19 protein-coding genes are annotated in these 19807 nt (G+C 59.2%); all 19 read left to right on the plus strand.

Going from position 1 to position 19807, the window contains the following annotated elements:
• Positions 1-12: 12 nt before the first annotated feature.
• The 19 genes from pseB to fliG all read left to right on the plus strand — a co-directional run bounded on the left by pseB (position 13) and on the right by fliG (position 19802).
• Positions 13-1014: a UDP-N-acetylglucosamine 4,6-dehydratase (inverting) gene (gene pseB / locus CRX69_RS12825; protein ID WP_107322125.1), complete on the plus strand. Its 1002-nt coding sequence runs from the start codon at positions 13-15 to the stop codon at positions 1012-1014.
• Positions 1011-2171 (plus strand): UDP-4-amino-4,6-dideoxy-N-acetyl-beta-L-altrosamine transaminase, encoded by a 1161-nt coding sequence (gene pseC / locus CRX69_RS12830; protein WP_107322126.1) that lies wholly within the window; start codon positions 1011-1013, stop codon positions 2169-2171. The genes pseB and pseC overlap by 4 nt, the downstream gene beginning before the upstream one ends.
• Before the next feature lie 4 nt (positions 2172-2175).
• Positions 2176-2877, plus strand: coding sequence for a pseudaminic acid cytidylyltransferase (pseF, locus tag CRX69_RS12835; RefSeq protein WP_047226232.1), 702 nt, complete (start codon positions 2176-2178; stop codon positions 2875-2877).
• Entirely contained in the window at positions 2874-4379 is a 1506-nt protein-coding gene (gene pseG / locus CRX69_RS12840; protein WP_107322127.1) for a UDP-2,4-diacetamido-2,4,6-trideoxy-beta-L-altropyranose hydrolase, read from the plus strand. The genes pseF and pseG overlap by 4 nt, the downstream gene beginning before the upstream one ends.
• Positions 4372-5424, plus strand: a complete 1053-nt coding sequence (gene pseI / locus CRX69_RS12845; protein ID WP_047226234.1) for a pseudaminic acid synthase — start codon at positions 4372-4374, stop codon at positions 5422-5424. Before pseG ends, pseI begins: the two co-directional genes overlap by 8 nt.
• A 196-nt stretch (positions 5425-5620) precedes the next feature.
• Positions 5621-6547 carry a ketoacyl-ACP synthase III gene (locus tag CRX69_RS12850; RefSeq protein ID WP_107322128.1) on the plus strand — a complete coding sequence of 309 codons (927 nt, stop codon included), beginning with the start codon at positions 5621-5623 and terminating at the stop codon, positions 6545-6547.
• 84 nt (positions 6548-6631) lie between these two features.
• Entirely contained in the window at positions 6632-7924 is a 1293-nt protein-coding gene (locus CRX69_RS12855; RefSeq protein ID WP_047226236.1) for a motility associated factor glycosyltransferase family protein, read from the plus strand.
• Complete coding sequence (locus CRX69_RS12860) at positions 7921-8190, plus strand: hypothetical protein (RefSeq protein WP_047226237.1); 270 nt, start codon at positions 7921-7923, stop codon at positions 8188-8190. Before CRX69_RS12855 ends, CRX69_RS12860 begins: the two co-directional genes overlap by 4 nt.
• 253 nt (positions 8191-8443) lie before the next feature.
• A complete protein-coding gene (locus CRX69_RS12865; RefSeq protein ID WP_047226238.1) occupies positions 8444-9295 on the plus strand; it encodes a flagellin domain-containing protein in 852 nt (283 codons plus the stop codon).
• A gap of 72 nt (positions 9296-9367) precedes the next feature.
• A complete protein-coding gene (locus CRX69_RS12870; protein WP_047226239.1) occupies positions 9368-9733 on the plus strand; it encodes a flagellar protein FlaG in 366 nt (121 codons plus the stop codon).
• 81 nt (positions 9734-9814) lie between these two features.
• Positions 9815-11251, plus strand: a complete 1437-nt coding sequence (fliD, locus tag CRX69_RS12875) for a flagellar filament capping protein FliD (RefSeq protein WP_107322129.1) — start codon at positions 9815-9817, stop codon at positions 11249-11251.
• Between the two features lie 134 nt (positions 11252-11385).
• Positions 11386-11781: a flagellar export chaperone FliS gene (gene fliS, locus CRX69_RS12880; RefSeq protein ID WP_107322130.1), complete on the plus strand. Its 396-nt coding sequence runs from the start codon at positions 11386-11388 to the stop codon at positions 11779-11781.
• Between the two features lie 11 nt (positions 11782-11792).
• On the plus strand, positions 11793-12089 hold the full coding sequence (gene fliT / locus CRX69_RS12885) for a flagellar protein FliT (protein WP_047226242.1): 297 nt from the start codon (positions 11793-11795) through the stop codon (positions 12087-12089).
• Positions 12090-12258: 169 nt separating this feature from the next.
• Positions 12259-13734: a sigma-54 dependent transcriptional regulator gene (locus CRX69_RS12890; protein WP_047226243.1), complete on the plus strand. Its 1476-nt coding sequence runs from the start codon at positions 12259-12261 to the stop codon at positions 13732-13734.
• Positions 13735-13845: 111 nt separating this feature from the next.
• On the plus strand, positions 13846-15054 hold the full coding sequence (locus CRX69_RS12895; RefSeq protein WP_107322131.1) for a sensor histidine kinase: 1209 nt from the start codon (positions 13846-13848) through the stop codon (positions 15052-15054).
• Positions 15055-15059: 5 nt separating this feature from the next.
• Positions 15060-16448 (plus strand): sigma-54-dependent transcriptional regulator, encoded by a 1389-nt coding sequence (locus CRX69_RS12900; protein WP_047226245.1) that lies wholly within the window; start codon positions 15060-15062, stop codon positions 16446-16448.
• Positions 16449-16663: 215 nt separating this feature from the next.
• Entirely contained in the window at positions 16664-16990 is a 327-nt protein-coding gene (gene fliE / locus CRX69_RS12905) for a flagellar hook-basal body complex protein FliE (protein ID WP_047226246.1), read from the plus strand.
• A 15-nt stretch (positions 16991-17005) separates the two neighbouring features.
• Complete coding sequence (gene fliF, locus CRX69_RS12910; protein ID WP_047226247.1) at positions 17006-18790, plus strand: flagellar basal-body MS-ring/collar protein FliF; 1785 nt, start codon at positions 17006-17008, stop codon at positions 18788-18790.
• Positions 18783-19802 carry a flagellar motor switch protein FliG gene (fliG, locus tag CRX69_RS12915; protein ID WP_003199086.1) on the plus strand — a complete coding sequence of 340 codons (1020 nt, stop codon included), beginning with the start codon at positions 18783-18785 and terminating at the stop codon, positions 19800-19802. The genes fliF and fliG overlap by 8 nt, the downstream gene beginning before the upstream one ends.
• Positions 19803-19807 lie beyond the last annotated feature (5 nt).

The raw sequence follows: 19807 nt of genomic DNA on the forward strand, positions 1-19807 counted from the left end.
AAGGAATCAGGTATGTTCAACGGCAAATCGATTTTCATCTCAGGCGGCACCGGTTCGTTCGGGCGCAATTTCATCCGCCGGTTGCTGGAGCAGTACCAGCCCAAGCGGGTGGTGGTGTTTTCTCGTGACGAACTCAAGCAGTACGAGATGCAACAAACCTTCAATGCCCCGTGCATGCGTTATTTCCTGGGGGACGTGCGTGACGCCGACCGTTTGCGCCAGGCTATGCGTGGGATTGACTACGTGGTGCACGCGGCCGCCCTCAAACAGGTGCCGGCGGCGGAATACAATCCCACCGAATGCATTCGCACCAACGTCAATGGCGCCGAGAACATCATTGCGGCGGCCATCGATAACGGTGTGAAAAAAGTCGTTGCGCTGTCCACCGACAAAGCGGCCAGTCCAATCAACCTGTACGGCGCGACCAAGTTGCTGTCGGACAAACTGTTCGTGGCGGCCAACAATATCGCGGGTGAACAGCAGACCCGGTTTGCCGTGGTGCGCTATGGCAATGTCGCCGGTTCGCGAGGCTCGGTGGTGCCGTTCTTCAGCAAGTTGATCGCAGAGGGTGCGACGGAGCTGCCGATCACCGATGAACGCATGACCCGCTTCTGGATCACCCTCGACCACGGCGTGCAGTTTGTGCTCGACAGCTTTGCCCGCATGCACGGCGGTGAAGTATTCGTGCCAAAGATTCCGTCGATTCGTATCGTCGATCTGGCGTCGGGCATGGCTGGGCATTTGCCTCACAAGAACGTTGGAATTCGTCCTGGCGAAAAACTCCATGAGCTCATGGTGCCGCTCGATGACGCGCGCATGACCATCGAGTTTGCCGATCACTACACCATCCAGCCGTCGATTCGCTTCACCAGCGTGGATGTGGATTTCGCGCTGGACAATTTGGGGGAGTGCGGCAAGCCTGTGGCGGAGGACTTCGAATATCGCTCCGACACCAATCCGCACTTTTTGTCGGTTGATCAGATTGCCGACCTTCATGCCCGGTTGCCGACATGATTCCCTACGGGCGGCAAAGCCTCGATCAAGCTGACATCGATGCGGTGGTCGCGGTATTGCGCTCCGATTGGCTGACCCAGGGGCCGGCGCTTGAGCGTTTCGAACAGGCCATGGCCCTTCGTTGCCAGGCCGATCACGCCGTTGCGGTGTGCAATGCGACCGCCGCGCTGCACATTGCCTGCGTGGCGGCGGGGCTGGGGCCAGGTGATTGTTTATGGACCACCCCCAATACGTTCTTGGCCTCGGCCAACTGCGGGCGTTATTGCGGTGCGCAGGTCGATTTTGTCGATATCGATCTGCTGACCTGGAATCTCGATGCCGATGCCCTTACCACAAAGCTTGAAGAGGCCGAGCGCGATGGAACGCTGCCCAAGGTGTTGGTGGCGGTGGCGTTCTCGGGGCAAAGCTGTGACATGCGTAGAATCGGCCAGCTATCGGAGCGATACGGCTTCACAGTGATCGAGGATGCTTCCCATGCAGTGGGGGCGTCTTATGCGGGCCGGCCGGTGGGCTGTGGTGAATTCGCGGACATGACGGTGTTCAGTTTCCACCCGGTGAAAATCATCACCAGCGCCGAAGGCGGCATGGTCCTGACCAATCGCCCGGACCTGGCACAGCGCCTGCAACGCCTGCGCAGCCATGGAATGACCCGCGAGGTCGGCCAAATGACCGAGCCCAGCCATGGACCGTGGTATTACCAGCAAGTCGAGTTGGGTTTCAATTACCGCATGACAGATCTGCAGGCCGCGCTGGGACTCTCGCAGTTGAACAAGCTGGACGGGTTCATCGCACGGCGCCGTGAGCTGGCAGCGCGATACCATCGTTTGCTGGGCGGTTTGCCATTGACCTTGCCCGGCTTACAGCCCGAGGCGGAGTCGGCCTGGCATTTGTATGTGGTGCGCCTGCAACTCGATGGCATCACCCTGAGCCACCTTCAGGTATTCGAGGGCTTGCGTGCGGCCGGGATTGGCGTAAACCTGCATTACATTCCAGTTCATTTGCAACCGTATTACCGTGACCTGGGATTCGCCACAGGTGATTTTCCCCAGGCCGAACGTTATTACAGCGAAGCCATCAGCTTGCCCATGTTTCCTTCCCTCAGTGATGAACAGCAGGACTATGTGGTCGAGCAGCTGCGCCGATTGCTTGAGGAGTAACGAGGTGAACGCCATCGCGATCATTCCCGCCCGGGGCGGCAGCAAGCGGATTGCACGCAAAAACCTGAAGCTGTTCGCTGGCGTACCCATCATTGTCCACTCGATTCGCACGGCTCTGGCCTCGGGGCTGTTCGCTGAGGTGATTGTCAGCACCGATGACGAAGAAATCGCCGAGCTGGCGCAGGTTCATGGCGCGCGGGTACCGTTCATGCGTCCGGCCGCGCTGGCTGATGATTTCACCGGAACGGCAGCGGTGATTGCCCATGCGGTGGGCGAGTTGCGCGAGCGGTCGTTCGATTTCGCCTGTTGTATTTATGCCACTGCGCCGCTGTTGCAGGCGCGGTTCCTGTGTGAGGGATTTGAGTTGTTGCGCGAGCACCCTGACAAGTCGTTCGCGTTTTCAGTGACCGGTTTTGGTTTTCCCGTCCAACGGGCCTTGACCCTGGATGAGCAGGGCGCGCTGACCCCGCTTTATCCGCAGTTTCGCGACACTCGCTCTCAGGACCTGCCGGAAGCTTTCCAGGATGCCGGCCAGTTTTATTGGGGGCGTCGGGAGGCCTGGTTGCGGGGGGACGTGCTGTTTTCCCCCAACAGCCTGCCGGTGATTCTGCCCCGCCATCTGGTGCAGGACATCGATACCCCTGAAGACTGGAAGCGGGCCGAATACCTCTACGCCGCCTTGAAAGCAGGCGGGGAACTGCAATGAGGGTGCTGATTCGCGCGGACGCCTCGCCAACCATTGGCAGCGGGCACATTGCTCGCTGTCTGACGCTGGCTCGCGTGTTGCGTGGGCAGGGAGCGCACGTCGCGTTTGCCTGTCGCTCGCTGTCAGGGCATCGATTACAGGCACTAGAAACCGAGGGCTTCGAAACATTTGCCTTGCCGGATCTTTATCCCGGCGAGGACCCGCTGCAGGCGATCGAGTCGTTGCTGCCCTGGCAGGCGGATATCACTGCGTTGGAACAGGCCTTGCGCGCTCAGCAGCGTTTCGACTGGATCATCGTCGACCATTATGGCCTGGACCATCATTGGCAAACCGCCGCACGGCGCTTTACGCCCCGGATCATGGCCCTGGACGACCTGGCAACACGTACCTATAGCGTCGATCTACTGCTCAATCAGAACCTGTCCGGCACCCGGGCCGCGTACGCAGGGCTATTACCCGAGCACTGCCAGACACTGCTCGGGCCGCGGTACGCGTTGTTGCGTGATGAGTTTTGTGGTCGGGCGATTGAGCCAAAACCCAAGGTCAGACGGGTACTGGTTAACTTCGGCGGGTTTGATGCCGCGATGCAAACCCATCACGCCATGCAAGCGCTGGCGGATTTTGATGATCTTGACGTCGATTTTGTCGCCGGTGCCGACAACCCGGCCTGGGCTCAGATGCAGGCGATAGTGGCGACTCGGCCGCGCTGGCGGTTGCACAGTTTCGTGCGCAACTTTCATCAGCTCATGTTCGAGGCGGACCTGTTCGTCGGCGCCGGTGGAGGTACCAGTTGGGAACGCGCCGCGATGGGCCTGCCTACGATTTGCATTGCGGTGTCGAACAATCAGCAGGCCAATGGCGAGGTTATGGCGACGCTCGGCGCACACGTTTATCTCGGACCTCGGGAGACGGTCAGCGTCGAGCAGTTGCGCCAGGCCATCGGGTTCGTTGCGGACAATCACGGCATGCGCTGTAGCTTGTCCCAGCGCTCACGGCAACTGGTCGATGGCTTGGGCGCGAAAAGGGTCGCAGCGACGCTGGCCGGTGCTTTGCTGCGGATTCGCCCGGCCACGCAAGCTGATGCCCAGCTGCTTTATGACGGTCGTAACGCCGAGGCCGTACGCCGCGTATCGCTGGATACGTCGATCATTGACTGGGACCGTCATTGTCAATGGCTGCAAGCAAGTCTGGTGAACGCACAGCGCCTGTTGCTGATCGGTGAAACCACGGACGGGCCCGTGGGCGCGTTACGTTATGACTTGCAAGGCGCCGAGGCGCTGGTGTCGATTTATCTGTTCGAAAGTCGTCTGGGGCTGGGGTGGGGCAAGGCGCTGCTGACCCATGGCGAAGCCTTTGCCAGCGCCCATTGGCCTCAACTGCGGACTCTCACCGCGCAAATACTGCCCGTTAACCAAGCATCTCTGAACCTGTTTCGGCAGGCCGGTTTTATTCAAAGTACCTGCGTGTTTACGCGTGTATTGAAGGATCACCCCCATGAATAGTTTCAAGATCGGCCACCGCAGCATCGGGGCGCAGGTGCCACCGTTCATCATTGCCGAAATGAGCGGCAACCATAACCAGTCCCTGGAGGTGGCGTTGCAGATCGTCGAGGCCGCCGCCCGGGCCGGTGCCCACGCCTTGAAGCTTCAAACCTACACCGCCGATACCATGACGCTGGATTTGAGCGAAGGTGAGTTCTTCATCAAGGACCCCAACAGCCTGTGGGCCGGGACCTCGCTTTATGACTTGTACGAAAAGGCTCATACACCGTGGGAATGGCATGCGCCAATTTTCGCCCGGGCCAAGGCGCTGGGCATGCTGGCGTTCTCGACGCCGTTTGACGAGACAGCCGTGGATTTCCTCGAGAGTCTGGACGTGCCGGCCTACAAGATCGCCAGTTTCGAAAACACGGATCTGCCGCTGATCCGCCGGGTCGCCGCCACCGGCAAGCCGTTGATCATTTCCACCGGCATGGCCAGCATCGCAGAACTCGACGAAACCGTGCGTGCCGCCCGCCAAGCCGGCTGCAAGGATCTGGTGCTGCTCAAATGCACCAGCACCTATCCGGCCACGCCGGCCAACAGCAACGTGCGCACCATTGCTCATTTGCGAGAATTGTTCGGTTGTGAGGTGGGCTTGTCGGACCATTCCATGGGCGTCGGGGTGTCTGTCGCCGCCGTCGCGTTGGGCGCGACCGTGGTGGAAAAACATTTCACTCTTGACCGCGCCGCTGGCGGAGTGGACGCCAGTTTCTCGCTGGAACCGGCGGAACTCGCGGCGCTGGTGATCGAAACCGAGCGCGCCTGGCAGGCGCTTGGGCAGGTGCACTATGGCGTGACGGAGGCTGAGCGCAAGTCGCTGGTCTATCGCCGGTCGCTGTACGTGACGCAAGACATGAACCCTGGTGAGGCGTTTACACCGCAGAACCTGCGGGCCATCCGCCCGGGCCTGGGACTGGCTCCCAAACATGTGGACGCCGTGATGGGCCGGCGCGCTCGCCAGGCGATCGCGCGGGGTACTCCCCTGGGTTGGGCACTGGTTGAATAGCTTTGTGATCGAGCTAATCAGTAAAATCGCGTGACCTGTGAGTCATAACGCGCATCTTCACTGTATTGTATTGACCGGGAAGATGGCGCCTGGCCCTTATCAGGCCCAGTGATAGCCCTTTACACTTCCCGTTTGTCGGCGCCCCTCGAATCCTTGCGAGCGGTGGTATTGGGCTGTTTTTAATTGGGAAGCCGTAATGATTGGCATAAAAGGCATTGCGAGCTACGTTCCTGTAGCCGGCGTGGATAATTACGCACAAGGTGCGAAGTTCGACAAGGATGAAGAGTTCATCCTAGGCAAGATCGGTTCCGCCTTCTTGCCGCGCAAGGATGACGGGCAGGAAACCTCGGACCTGTGTGTAGAAGCGGCCAATGCGCTGTTTGCCAACAATCCCGGCCTGAAACGTGAATCTGTCGATGTACTGATCGTCGTTACCCAGAACGGCGACGAAGAAGGCTTGCCTCACACGGCGGCCATCGTTCAGGACAAGCTGGGTTTGCCGACCACTGTCGCAGCGTTTGATATCTCCCTGGGCTGCTCGGGTTATGTCTATGGCATCTACGCCATCAAGGGCTTCATGGAAGCCGCCGGCCTGAAGAATGGCCTGCTGATAACGGCGGACCCGTATTCGAAAATCGTTGATCCGGAAGATCGCAACACCACGATGTTGTTTGGAGACGCCGCCACCGCTACCTGGATGGGCGAGGATGCACCGTGGCACCTGGGCAAGGCCAAGTTCGGCACCGACGGTTCCGGTGCGCCGCACCTGAAGGTCAGCGACGGGGTGTTCTTCATGAACGGTCGCCAAGTGTTCAATTTCGCCTTGATCAAGGTTCCGGCTCATTTGCATGAGTTGCTCGCCGAGTCCGATCTGCAGGCCAGCGACATCGATGCGTTCTGCATTCACCAGGGCAGTGCGGCGATTGTCGATGCGGTGGCGCGGCGTTTCGAAGGCGAGCCGGAGAAGTTCATCAAGGATATGGTCGAGACCGGGAACACCGTGTCGTCGAGCATTCCATTGCTGCTGGAAAAGCACGTGCTCGATTCCGACTGGAAACGCGTGGCGTTAAGTGGTTTTGGCGTGGGCCTGTCCTGGGGCTCGGCGATCATTTATCGTCCTTGAGCCGTTAAAGCCCGAGCACAAAAAATAGCGTCCAAGGTGTAACCTTGAACGCTATTTTTTTGCCTGATGGAAAAGCGAGACGCCATGAGCGAGTTCTTTGAGCGCAATTTCCAGGTGATCGAGCAACGTTGGCCGGCCGTGGCCCAGCGGCTGCTGCTGGAGAATGCCGGTGAGTTGCAGGCCGATCTGGTGGAGGGCCTGGGTTCGACCCTTAGCATCAACGGCATCCAGCTGACCAGCCGGCATGACCGTCTCGCCGAAGCCGACCTGCAAGCCGGCAGCCTGCCGCCAGACGCCACTGCGGTGCATGTCTATGGCACCGGGCTGGGGGATCTGCAAAACCGGCTGCTGGAGCAGGCAGAGGTTGAACATCTGTACGTGCATATCCTCAATGGCTCAGTGTTCGCCCTTGTGTTGCAGTTGCTGGACCAGTCGTCATGGCTTGCTGACCCGCGTGTCGAAATGCTTTACGCCGGCGATCTGGCGGAACTCCAGTTGCCGTTTTTCGCCCTGCCCGCCGAACTGGTGCTGGCCGACGATTTCAACGCGAAGATACGCGACCGGCTGATCAGTGAAACGCATCTGGCCTTCAACAACCGGGAATTCGACCCACGGGCTCCGGAGATCATCGAGCGTCTGCAATCCACCTTCGGTCTCGTGCAAAGGGATCGCGATGTCGCCGAGCTGTTTGGCACCCTCAATGGACGCGAAGTTTTTGTCATCGCCACCGGGCCAAGTCTCGAACAGCACTTCGAGCGGTTGCGCGGCTTGAATAGCCAAGCCGAGCGGCCGCTATTGATCTGTGTCGATACGGCCTATCGGCCCTTGATCATCCAGGGCATCCGACCGGATATCGTGGTCAGCATTGATCAACGCATTTCGGCGCGCCACCTTCCGCCCGAAGACACCGGTGCCATTGCACTGGTTTACCTGCCAATGGCGGACCCATCGGTGATTGAAGCCTGGCAGGGCCGCCGTTATGCCGGTTATTCCGCCAGCCCTGTCTATCATCAAATGCGCCAGCAACTGCCTCGGGGCGAGTTGTACGTAGGTGGCAGCGTGATTCATCCGGCCGTGGACCTGGCCGTCAGGATGGGCGCAGAGCAGGTCACTTTGTTCGGAGCCGATTTCGCTTTTCCCCATGACAAGACCCATGCGGGTTGGGGCGACGGCGACCTGGGGCCACAGTTGGACGCATCCAGGCACTGGGTGCTTGATGGCCATGGCCAGCGGGTCAAGACTCAGCTCAACTTCCGTAGCTATTTGTGTGAGCTGGAGCGATTTGTCGCCGGGCACCCTCAGGTGCGCTTCTATAACAGCAGTCGAGACGGAGCGATGATCGTGGGCACTGCTTTTCATCCGGAGTTTGTGCGATGAGCGGCCTTGAGGTGGTCATCGAAGACGCGCGCGGGTGTGCTCGGCTGTTTCGTCTTGGCCGCGATGTCGAGGCGGGACTGGCGATGGTTGCAGTGGTCGAGGCGGCCCAGCCTTTTGTCGCGCTTATGCCTGGCGATGTCCAGTCAGCGTGGGGCGGTTTGCTTGGCTTGATGTTCAACGATCAGCAGGCTCAGAACTGGCTTTCGCTGGCGGATTATCTGGAGTTCGAGTTGGTTGAGCTATTGACCGCTGGTCAGGCGGTTTAAGTCTTTTTCCCCTCCGCTAGGACCGCTGTCTGGACGAATAGCGGCTCCGGCAATTCCCTGACGTCATTTTTTTACCTTCTAAGCGCTGCCAAGTCCTTGATTTACGAGGGGTGGCACCCTGATGGCAAATTATTTGAAAAAACAGCTAAAGCAAGTTCCGATTACGACGATAACTATTACGAAGGTTCTCTAGGCCACACCCGGCGGTTGCCAGGGCCGGAAGCCGCAGTACCCAACCAACGAGGAATTCGTCATGGCTTTAACAGTAAACACCAACGTCACATCGTTGAACGTTCAGAAGAACCTGAACCGGGCTTCCGATGCTCTCTCCACTTCGATGACCCGTCTGTCTTCCGGCCTGAAAATCAACAGCGCCAAAGATGACGCCGCCGGCCTGCAGATCGCTACCCGTATGACTTCGCAAATCCGCGGTCAGACTGTTGCGATCAAAAACGCCAACGACGGTATCTCCATCGCTCAGACCGCTGAAGGCGCTCTGCAGGAATCCACCAACATCCTGCAGCGTATGCGTGAACTGGCTGTCCAGGCTCGAAACGACTCCAACGGTACTGCTGACCGTGACGCTCTGAACAAAGAATTTGCTCAGATGTCGGACGAACTGACCCGTATCGCCGAGTCGACCAACCTGAACGGCAAGAACCTGATCGACGGTTCCGCTGGCACCATGACTTTCCAGGTCGGCTCCAACACTGGTGCTACCAACCAGATCACTCTGACCCTGGATAGCGGCTTCGACGCTGCAACCTTGAGCGTTGACTCTGCTGCCATCGCCATTACCGGTAACGACAGCGCCACGGCCGAAGCCAGCACCGCTGCTGCAATCGATGCAATCGACGCTGCTCTGGCAACCATCAACTCCAGCCGTGCTGACCTCGGTGCTGCACAAAACCGTCTGACCAGCACCATCTCCAACCTGCAGAACGTCAACGAAAACGCCGCCGCTGCACTGGGTCGTGTACAAGACACCGACTTCGCTGCTGAAACTGCCCAGCTGACCAAGCAGCAGACTCTGCAACAGGCTTCCACTTCGGTTCTGGCCCAGGCCAACCAACTGCCATCCGCTGTACTGAAGCTGCTTCAGTAATAGTCGGATGAGTTTTAGCGGGGGAGTGCGCTTGCGTACTCTCTCGCTTTTTCCGTTCAAGAGGTGATGGACATGGATATGAGCGTGAAGCTGAACTTGTCTTATCCAGCTGCGAAGCCGGCGACGACATTTGCCGACAAGCCAGTGGAGAAGCCTCGAGCCGATGCTGCCACCGTGGTACCGGTCAAGGATGAGCCAAAAGACGCTGAGGCCGAGCAGGAAAAGCTGAAGAGAGCGGTTCAGGAGATCGAAACCTTTGTTCAGTCGGTCAAGCGCAACCTGGAGTTCTCAATCGATGAGCCTTCAGGCAAAGTGGTCGTCAAAGTGATTGCCAGTGGTTCCGGTGAAGTGATTCGCCAGATCCCTAACGAAGAAGTGCTCAAACTGGCGAACAGTTTGAATGATGCAAGCAGCCTGTTGTTCAGCGCACAAGCCTGATAGCTGGCACGAATTTTGTTGTTTGGTTCTTTTGACGTTTTAAAGGTCAAAAGACCGGCGGCACACTGAAGGGAGTCCCACATGGCAAGTCCAATTCTACCTGGCTTGGGTTTAGGCTCTGGCCTTGATACCGGTGCTATCGTCAAGGCATTGGTGGATTCTGACAAAGCAGCCAAGCAAGGTCAGATTGACCGTGCCACCAAGACCAATACCGCCAATATTTCGGGGATCGGCACCCTGAAGTCACTGTTGGCTACCTTCCAGTCCGCGCTTGAAAGCCTGGGCAGCACCACCACGCCTCAATTCACCGGTGTTTCCGCTACTTCGGCCAATACCAGTGCGCTGACGGTGACAGCCGGGAATTCGGCGGTAAGTGGTATCTACTCGGTCAAAGTCACTCAGCTGGCAACCTCCTCAAAAGTTGCCACGGCTGCTTTCGCCGGTGGCGCTTCCAGTGCGGTGGAGACCGGTACGCTGACCATCAGCCAGGGCGGTACGGATTACACCCTTGATATCCCTGCTGATTCGACGCTGCAGTCGGTTCGGGACGCTATCAACAGCAAATACTCCTCCAGCGGTCTGACCGCCAACATCGTGACCGACAGTTTTGGTTCACGTCTTGTGGTGGGCTCGACTAAAACTGGTGCGGGTAACGATATTTCCCTCAGCGGTGTTGCCAGTCTTGCGGCTGACGGCTCTGTAGCGATGGCTACCCCCCCCACCGCGACTTCTTCAGGTTCTCTGGTGTTCGCACAGGATGCCGAGTTCAGCGTCGACGGCCTGGCGATGACCAGTCCGACCAACAAGTTGGATAACGTGGTCTCAGGCTTGAGTATGACGTTAGTCGTTGCCGATACCGGCCCGACGACCGTCACCGTTGCTGCCAATACCGACGGTCTGAAAGCTTCGATCCAGAAATTTGTCGATGCTTATAACGCGATCGCGAAGGCCGTGACTTCCCTGACCAAGCCATCGACAGATGCCGAAGGTAACTCGGTTCCGGCAGCATTGACCGGCGACTCATTGCCTCGTTCGCTTTTGGCGGCTATTCGCGCGCCTTTGTCCGAAACCGGTGCTGGCGATAAGCTGACCGTGTTGTCGCAGCTGGGAATTACCACCAATCAGACGACTGGTGCCCTGGATTTTGACAGTACAAAGTTCGCAACCGCTGTGAACGAAAAGCAATTGGGTGGGGAAATCCAGACCCTGTTCACTGGGGAGAATGGCCTGATCGAGCGCATGCAGAATGCACTCAATCCCTACACGGAGACCAGTAAGAAGGACTCCAACGGGAAGACCGTGGATAACATCCTGACGGCTCGATCCAAGAACCTGGAAGTTCTCAAGGCGAAACTGAGCGAAGATCAGTTGGCCCTTGATCGCCGAATCGAGACCCTCACCGCGGTGCTGACCAAAAAGTACAACGACATGGATACCCTGGTGGGCAGGCTGAAAGCCACTGCCAGTAACATCACCTCGATGTTCGAAGCCATGACGGCACAGCAGAAAAACAGCTGATTCTGGTCGATACACAAAAGCCCGGTAGCGTCTCAGGACGCTCCGGGCTTTCGGCTTTTTCGATCTAAAGTTTTTTGACGCGGCGTCGATACGCTGTTTATACGAACCGAAGTTTTTTTTTGATGAGGTAGAACATGAATCCGATGTTAGCCCTTCGCCAATACCAGAAGATTGGCGCCCAGGCGCAAACCTCCGAAGCAAGTCCCCATCGTCTGGTGCAGATGCTGATGGAGGGCGGGCTGGACCGCATTGCCCAGGCCAAGGGTGCGATGGAGCGCAAGGATATCGCCAATAAAGGCGTACTGATCAGTAAGGCCATCGGCATCATTGGCGGTTTGCGTGAAGGCCTGGACCTGGAAAACCAGGCCGCGTCGGTCACCGAGCTGGATAGCCTCTATACCTACATGATGAAGCGCCTTGCCGAAGCCAACGCCAAGACTGATCCGAAGATCCTCGACGAAGTCGCCGATCTGCTGAGCACGGTCAAGGAAGGTTGGGATGCCATCGCCGTACCGGGTCCGCAATTCTAAGGAGCACGCTCATGAGTCTTGTCTTGCAGCGAATCGAACAAACCCGTGATGCCCTGGTCGGTGCCCTGGCCGAGCGCAACTGGGAGGCAATCGGTCAATTGGACCTGGCTTGCCGTTCCTGCATGGAAGACGTTCTGAGCGAGCCTGAGGTAGACGAGGCGGCGTTGCGGAGCAATCTTGAGGAGTTGCTGGGGGTCTATCGGCAGCTGCTGGAGGCGGCCACTGGCGAGCGTCAGGCGATTGTCGACGAGATGTCGCAGATCCATCAAGCGCAGAACGCGGCAAAGGTTTACCATCTGTTCGGTTAACGCTCAGTTAATCCGAACAAAGTGCGCCATAAATTTGACTGTGCACGGTTTTTTGACTTAACTAGTGGCTGTTTACAGATTTCAGGCGTCTACAGGCATGACAAGTCTGCAAGCGTCTAGCTTGCCCCCAAATTCCGGGCATTGAGTTGACTAGGGAAGTTGCTATTGCATGTGGCGTGAAACCAAAATTCTCCTGATCGATGACGATAGCGTCCGCCGCCGCGATTTGGCGGTGATCCTAAATTTTCTTGGTGAAGAAAATTTACCCTGCGGAAGCCATGACTGGCAGCAGGCCGTCGGCTCTTTGTCGTCCAGTCGTGAGGTCATTTGCGTTCTGATCGGAACCGTAAATGCACCCGCAACGCTTTTGGGCTTGCTAAAGACACTCTCAACCTGGGATGAGTTCCTTCCGGTTTTGTTAATGGGCGAAAATTCTTCCGTTGACTTGCCTGAGGACCAGCGCCGCCGGGTACTTTCCACCTTGGAAATGCCTCCCAGCTACAGCAAGTTGCTCGATTCGCTGCACCGCGCCCAGGTTTATCGCGAGATGTACGACCAGGCGCGCGAGCGCGGCCGGCATCGCGAGCCCAACCTTTTCCGTAGTCTTGTTGGCACCAGTCGGGCGATCCAGCATGTGCGCCAGATGATGCAGCAGGTCGCCGATACCGACGCCAGCGTGTTGATCCTGGGTGAGTCGGGCACCGGCAAGGAAGTGGTTGCGCGTAACCTGCACTACCATTCCAAGCGTCGCGAAGCGCCGTTCGTGCCGGTCAACTGCGGTGCGATCCCGGCCGAGTTGCTCGAGAGCGAACTGTTCGGACACGAGAAGGGCGCCTTCACCGGCGCCATCACCAGCCGGGCCGGGCGGTTCGAGCTGGCCAACGGCGGCACGCTGTTTCTCGATGAAATCGGTGATATGCCGTTGCCGATGCAGGTCAAGTTGCTGCGAGTCTTGCAGGAACGCACCTTCGAGCGCGTGGGCAGCAACAAGACCCAGAGCGTCGATGTACGAATCATCGCCGCGACCCACAAGAACCTCGAGAGCATGATCGAGGTGGGCAGTTTCCGCGAAGACCTCTATTACCGCCTCAATGTTTTCCCGATTGAAATGGCACCGCTGCGTGAGCGGGTCGAAGACATCCCGCTGCTGATGAACGAACTGATTTCGCGCATGGAGCACGAGAAGCGCGGCTCGATCCGTTTCAACTCGGCGGCAATCATGTCCCTGTGCCGCCACGGTTGGCCGGGTAACGTCCGTGAGCTGGCCAATCTGGTCGAGCGCATGGCGATCATGCATCCCTACGGTGTGATCGGCGTGGTCGAGTTGCCGAAGAAATTCCGTTATGTCGACGATGAAGACGAGCAAATGGTCGATAGCCTGCGCAGCGATCTGGAAGAGCGCGTGGCGATCAACGGCCATACGCCCGACTTCACCGCCAATGCCTTGCTGCCACCAGAAGGCCTTGACCTCAAGGATTATCTGGGAGGCCTGGAACAAGGCCTTATCCAGCAGGCCCTGGACGATGCCAACGGTATCGTGGCCCGCGCCGCCGAACGCCTGCGCATCCGTCGTACCACCCTGGTGGAGAAGATGCGCAAGTACGGCATGAGCCGTCGCGAAGGAGATGAACAGGCGGATGATTGACGCCTGTTTTCCAACCGCCTGATTTTTCAGGCGGTTTTTTTTCGGCACGGGTATTGCTACATCCCTCGCAACGTTCCGTTTAACTGACGGTCAGCCAAGCGAGAGAGCACGATGACCCAAGCCGCCCAGATCTCACCTGTCCCCGAGCCGGGGATCATGCCGTCCGCCGAGCAGGCAAGCCGGGTTGGACTTGAGCAGGCCTTTTCGCTGTTCGACCAGATGTCCAGCCGGTTGACCGATTCCTACAGCCTGCTCGAAGCTCGCGTCACTGAGCTCAAGGGCGAGCTGGCAGTGGTCAGTGCCCAGCGCATGCAGGAGCTGGCGGAAAAGGAACGGCTGGCTAATCGGCTGCAAAATCTCCTCGACCTGTTGCCCGGTGGCGTTATCGTCATCGATGCCCATGGGCGCGTGCGCGAAGCCAATCCGGCGGCCTGCGAGCTGCTTGGCCTGCCATTGGAGGGCGAGTTGTGGCGGCACGTCATCGCCCGCTGCTTCGCCCCGCGTGAAGACGACGGCCATGAAGTGTCGCTCAAGGACGGTCGGCGCCTGTCCATCTCCACTCGTTCGCTGGACGCCGAGCCCGGGCAGCTCGTGTTGCTCAATGACCTGACCGAAACCCGTCACCTGCAAGATCAACTGGCCCGCCACGAACGCCTGTCTTCCCTGGGGCGGATGGTGGCCTCGCTGGCTCATCAGATTCGTACGCCGCTGTCGGCCGCTTTGCTGTACGCCAGTCATCTGACCGAGCAGCAACTGCCGGTGGAAACCCAGCAACGCTTCGCCGGACGCCTGAAAGAGCGGCTGCACGAGCTGGAGCATCAGGTGCGCGACATGCTGGTGTTCGCTCGTGGCGAGTTGCCATTGACCGATCGCGTCACCCCCAAGGTCTTGCTGCAATCCTTGCAAGCCGCCGCATTGACTCACGTGCAGGACCTGCCAATTCGCTGGCAATGCGACAGCCATGATGGCGAGGTGTTGTGTAATCGCGACACCCTGGTGGGCGCAGTGTTGAACCTGATCGAAAACGCGGTCCAGGCCAGCGGCGGCGACGTCCGGCTCAAAGTGCACTTGTTCACACGGGGCAACACCTTGCGCTTGTGTGTCAGTGACAGTGGTAGCGGCATCGAGCCAGCGGTGCTGGCGCGTTTGGGCGAACCCTTTTTTACCACCAAGACCACAGGCACGGGCTTGGGCCTGACCGTAGTCAAGGCAGTGGCGCGTGCCCATCAGGGAGAATTGCAACTGCGCTCGCGTCTGGGGCGTGGCACCTGTGCACTGGTGCTTTTGCCATTGTTTTCCAGTACGCCGGGAGTGGAGTGAAGGTCATGGCGATCAAGGTGTTACTGGTTGAGGATGACCGGGCCCTGCGTGAGGCGCTGGCCGATACCCTGGTGCTGGCCGGGCACGATTACACCGCCGTCGGTTCGGCGGAAGATGCTTTGCTGGCCGTGGCTCAAGAGACCTTCGGCCTGGTGGTCAGTGACGTCAACATGCCGGGCATGGATGGGCACCAGCTGCTTGGTTTGTTGCGCGCCCGCCAACCTCAATTGCCGGTCCTGCTGATGACTGCCCACGGTGCCGTCGAGCGTGCCGTGGATGCCATGCGCCAGGGGGCTGCGGATTATCTGGTCAAGCCGTTCGAGCCCAAGGCGCTGTTGGACCTGGTGGCCCGCCATGCCTTGGGCAGCCCTGCCGTCGAGGGTGAAGGCCCGGTCGCGATCGAACCGGCCAGTGCGCAGTTGCTGGCGTTGGCCGCGCGGGTGGCTCGCAGCGACTCCACTGTTTTGATTTCCGGCGAATCCGGCACCGGCAAGGAGGTGCTGGCGCGCTACATTCACCAGCAATCCCGGCGTGCCAGCGAACCGTTCATTGCCATTAACTGTGCGGCGATTCCCGACAATATGTTGGAGGCGACGCTGTTCGGTCACGAGAAGGGCTCGTTTACTGGCGCCATCTCGGCCCAGGCCGGCAAGTTCGAGCAGGCTGACGGTGGCACCATTCTGCTCGATGAAATTTCCGAAATGCCCCTTGGCCTGCAAGCCAAGCTGTTGCGCGTGTTGCAGGAGCGGGAAGTGGAGCGGGTGGGTGCGCGCAAGCCTATCAGCCTGGATATCCGCGTGGTGGCGACCACCAACCGCGACCTGGCTGGCGAAGTGGCGGCAGGGCGTTTTCGCGAAGACCTTTACTACCGTCTATCAGTATTTCCGCTGGCCTGGCGACCGTTGCGCGAGCGCACCGCCGATATCCTGCCGCTGGCCGAGCGTCTGCTGACCAAACACGTCAATAAAATGAAGCATGCGGCAGCCAGGCTGTCCCCCGAGGCCCAGGCGTTTCTGATCGCCTACCCTTGGCCTGGCAACGTACGGGAGCTGGATAACGCGATTCAGCGGGCATTGATTCTGCAGCAGGGCGGTCTGATCCAGCCGGAAGATTTTTGCCTGAGCGGTCCGGTGGCCTGCGCGCCATTGCCGGCCGTGTCAGCGGTCCCGGCGTTCGCCCCTCCGGCGGAAGTGGAGGGCGAATCGGCCGGTGCTTTGGGAGACGACCTGCGTCGTCGCGAATTCCAGATGATCATCGACACCCTGCGCGCCGAGCGCGGGCGTCGCAAGGAAGCGGCCGAGCGCTTGGGGATCAGCCCGCGCACCCTGCGCTACAAGCTGGCGCAAATGCGTGACGCCGGCATGGACGTCGAGGCCTACCTGTTCGCCAGTTGAGTGATGTGCACCGAATATCCCTTGTGGGAGCGGGCTTGCTCGCGAAAGCGATTTACCAGTCGCCGTTGCATTGACTGAACCACCGCCTTCGCGAGCAAGCCCGCTCCCACATGCATTTGTTTTTTACGGTCACGGAGCTGGCACCCTTGTTGCTAATACCTGTGTACCCGCTGAGTAAGTGTCAAAAAAATGCGGGCCGCCAGAGAGAGTAGACCATGAGCCAAGGTATTGAATTTAATCGGTTGATGCTGGACATGCGGGCCATGCAAATGGACGCCATGGCACAGCCTAAGTCGGTCGCGGTCCCGGAAGTGGGCGCCAGCAGTTTTTCCGACATGCTCGGTCAGGCCGTCAATAAAGTGAACGATACCCAGCAGGCATCGAGTCAGTTGGCCAGTGCTTTCGAGATTGGCAAAAGTGGCGTCGATCTGACGGACGTGATGATCTCTTCGCAGAAAGCCAGTGTCTCGTTTCAGGCGTTGACCCAGGTTCGTAACAAGCTGGTTCAAGCCTACCAAGACATCATGCAGATGCCGGTCTAAGGAAATTATTGAGTCATGGCAGAAGCAGTCGCTGATAACGTTCCGGCCAAGGCCACTCCGCCCGACGGCAAACCGCCGCTGTTCGGTCTGTCCTTCCTGGAAAACCTCTCCGAGATGACCATGCTGCGTCAGGTGGGCCTGTTGGTCGGCCTGGCTGCCAGCGTGGCGATCGGGTTTGCCGTGGTGCTGTGGTCCCAGCAGCCAGACTACCGTCCTTTGTACGGCAGTCTGGAGGGCATGGACGCCAAGCAAGTCATGGAAACCCTGGCTGCCGCCGACATTCCTTATACCGTCGAACCCAATTCCGGCGCCTTGCTGGTCAAGGCCGACGACGTGGCGCGCGCGCGCCTCAAGCTCGCCGCTGCTGGCGTAACGCCCACCGATGGCAATATCGGTTTCGAGATCCTCGACAAGGACCAGGGCCTGGGTACCAGCCAGTTCATGGAGGCGACCCGTTATCGTCGCGGCCTTGAAGGCGAATTGGCGCGCACCATTGCCAGTCTGAACAACGTCAAGGGTGCCCGTGTGCACCTGGCGATTCCAAAAAGCTCGGTGTTTGTGCGCGATGAGCGCAAGCCAAGCGCCTCGGTACTGGTTGAACTGTATTCCGGTCGCTCTTTGGAGCCCAGCCAGGTCGTGGCCATCGTCAATCTGGTGGCTACCAGTGTTCCCGAGTTGAGCAAGTCCCAGATCACCGTGGTCGACCAGAAGGGCAACCTGTTGTCCGATCAGGCGGAGAACTCTGCTCTGACCATGGCCGGCAAGCAATTCGACTACAGCCGTCGCATGGAAGGCATGCTGACTCAGCGGGTGCACAACATCCTGCAACCGATCCTGGGTAACGACCGCTACAAGGCCGAGGTGTCGGCCGATGTGGATTTCAGCTCCGTCGAATCGACGTCCGAACAGTTCAACCCTGATCAACCGGCGTTGCGCAGCGAACAGTCGGTGAACGAGCAACGCACCGCCAGCAATGGCCCGCAAGGCGTGCCTGGTGCGCTTAGCAACCAACCGCCGTCGCCGGCCAGCGCGCCCCAGACCACCGGTGGTGCCACTGCGGCCGCTGGCATGGTGCAACCGGGCCAGCCGCTGATCGACGCCAACGGCCAACAGATCATGGATCCGGCCACCGGTCAGCCGATGCTGGCGCCGTACCCGGCCGACAAGCGCCAACAATCGACCAAGAACTTCGAGCTCGACCGTTCCATCAGCCACACCAAGCAGCAGCAGGGCCGTTTGAATCGCCTGTCGGTCGCGGTGGTGGTGGACGATCAGGTCAAGATCAACCCGGCCAATGGCGAAACCAGCCGTGCGCCGTGGAGTGCCGACGAACTGGCGCGGTTCACTCGCCTGGTGCAGGACGCGGTCGGTTTCGACGCCAGCCGTGGCGACAGCGTGAGCGTGATCAACGTGCCGTTCTCCCAGGAGCGCGGCGAAGAAATCGCCGACATTCCATTTTATTCGCAACCCTGGTTCTGGGATGTGGTCAAGCAAGTATTGGGTGTGCTGTTCATCCTGATCCTGGTGTTCGGCGTGCTGCGTCCGGTGCTCAACAACATTACCGGTGGCGGCAAGAACAAGCAGTTGGCTGGCTTGGGTGATGTAGAGCTGGGAGGCATGGGCGGCCTGGATGGCGAGTTGGCCAATGATCGCGTCAGCCTCGGCGGGCCGCAGAGCATTCTGTTGCCAAGCCCGAGCGAAGGCTATGACGCTCAGTTGAACGCTATCAAGAGTCTGGTGGCAGAAGATCCGGGTCGTGTGGCCCAGGTCGTGAAAGAGTGGATTAACGCAGATGAGTGATAATCGAGCCGCTGTTGCCAAATTGTCCCGGGTCGACAAAGCCGCGATTTTGCTGCTGTCCCTGGGATCGACCGACGCCGCCCAAGTGTTGCGTCACATGGGGCCCAAGGAGGTCCAGCGCGTGGGCGTGGCCATGGCGCAGATGGGCAACGTGCACCGTGAGCAGGTCGAACAGGTGATGAGCGAGTTCGTCGACATCGTCGGCGACCAGACCAGCCTGGGCGTCGGATCTGACGACTACGTGCGCAAAATGCTCACCCAGGCCCTGGGCGAGGACAAGGCCAATGGCCTGATCGACCGGATTCTGCTGGGCGGCAATACCAGCGGCCTGGACAGCCTCAAGTGGATGGAGCCGCGCGCGGTGGCTGACGTGATTCGTTACGAGCACCCGCAGATCCAGGCGATCGTGGTGGCTTACCTCGACCCGGACCAGGCCGGTGAAGTGCTGGGCAACTTCGATCATAAGGTGCGCCTGGACATCATCCTGCGGGTATCGTCGCTCAATACCGTGCAGCCGGCGGCCCTGAAAGAATTGAACCAGATTCTCGAGAAGCAGTTCTCGGGTAACTCCAATGCCTCGCGCACCACTCTGGGTGGCATCAAGCGCGCGGCGGACATCATGAACTTCCTCGACAGTTCGATCGAAGGCCAGCTCATGGACTCGATCCGCGAGTTCGACGAAGACCTGTCCGGTCAGATCGAAGACCTCATGTTCGTGTTCAACAACCTGTCCGATGTCGACGATCGCGGCATTCAGGCGCTGTTGCGCGAAGTGTCCTCCGACGTCCTGGTACTGGCCCTCAAGGGGTCGGACGAAGGCGTCAAGGAAAAGATCTTCAAGAACATGTCCAAACGGGCGGCCGAACTGTTGCGCGACGATCTCGAGGCCAAGGGCCCGGTACGTGTCAGCGACGTGGAAACCGCACAAAAGGAAATCCTCACCATCGCCCGCCGTATGGCCGAAGCCGGAGAGATCGTGCTCGGTGGCAAGGGCGGCGAAGAGATGATCTAAGGTCG

It is taken from the genome of Pseudomonas rhizophila (genome assembly GCF_003033885.1).
Lineage (GTDB): Bacteria > Pseudomonadota > Gammaproteobacteria > Pseudomonadales > Pseudomonadaceae > Aquipseudomonas > Aquipseudomonas rhizophila.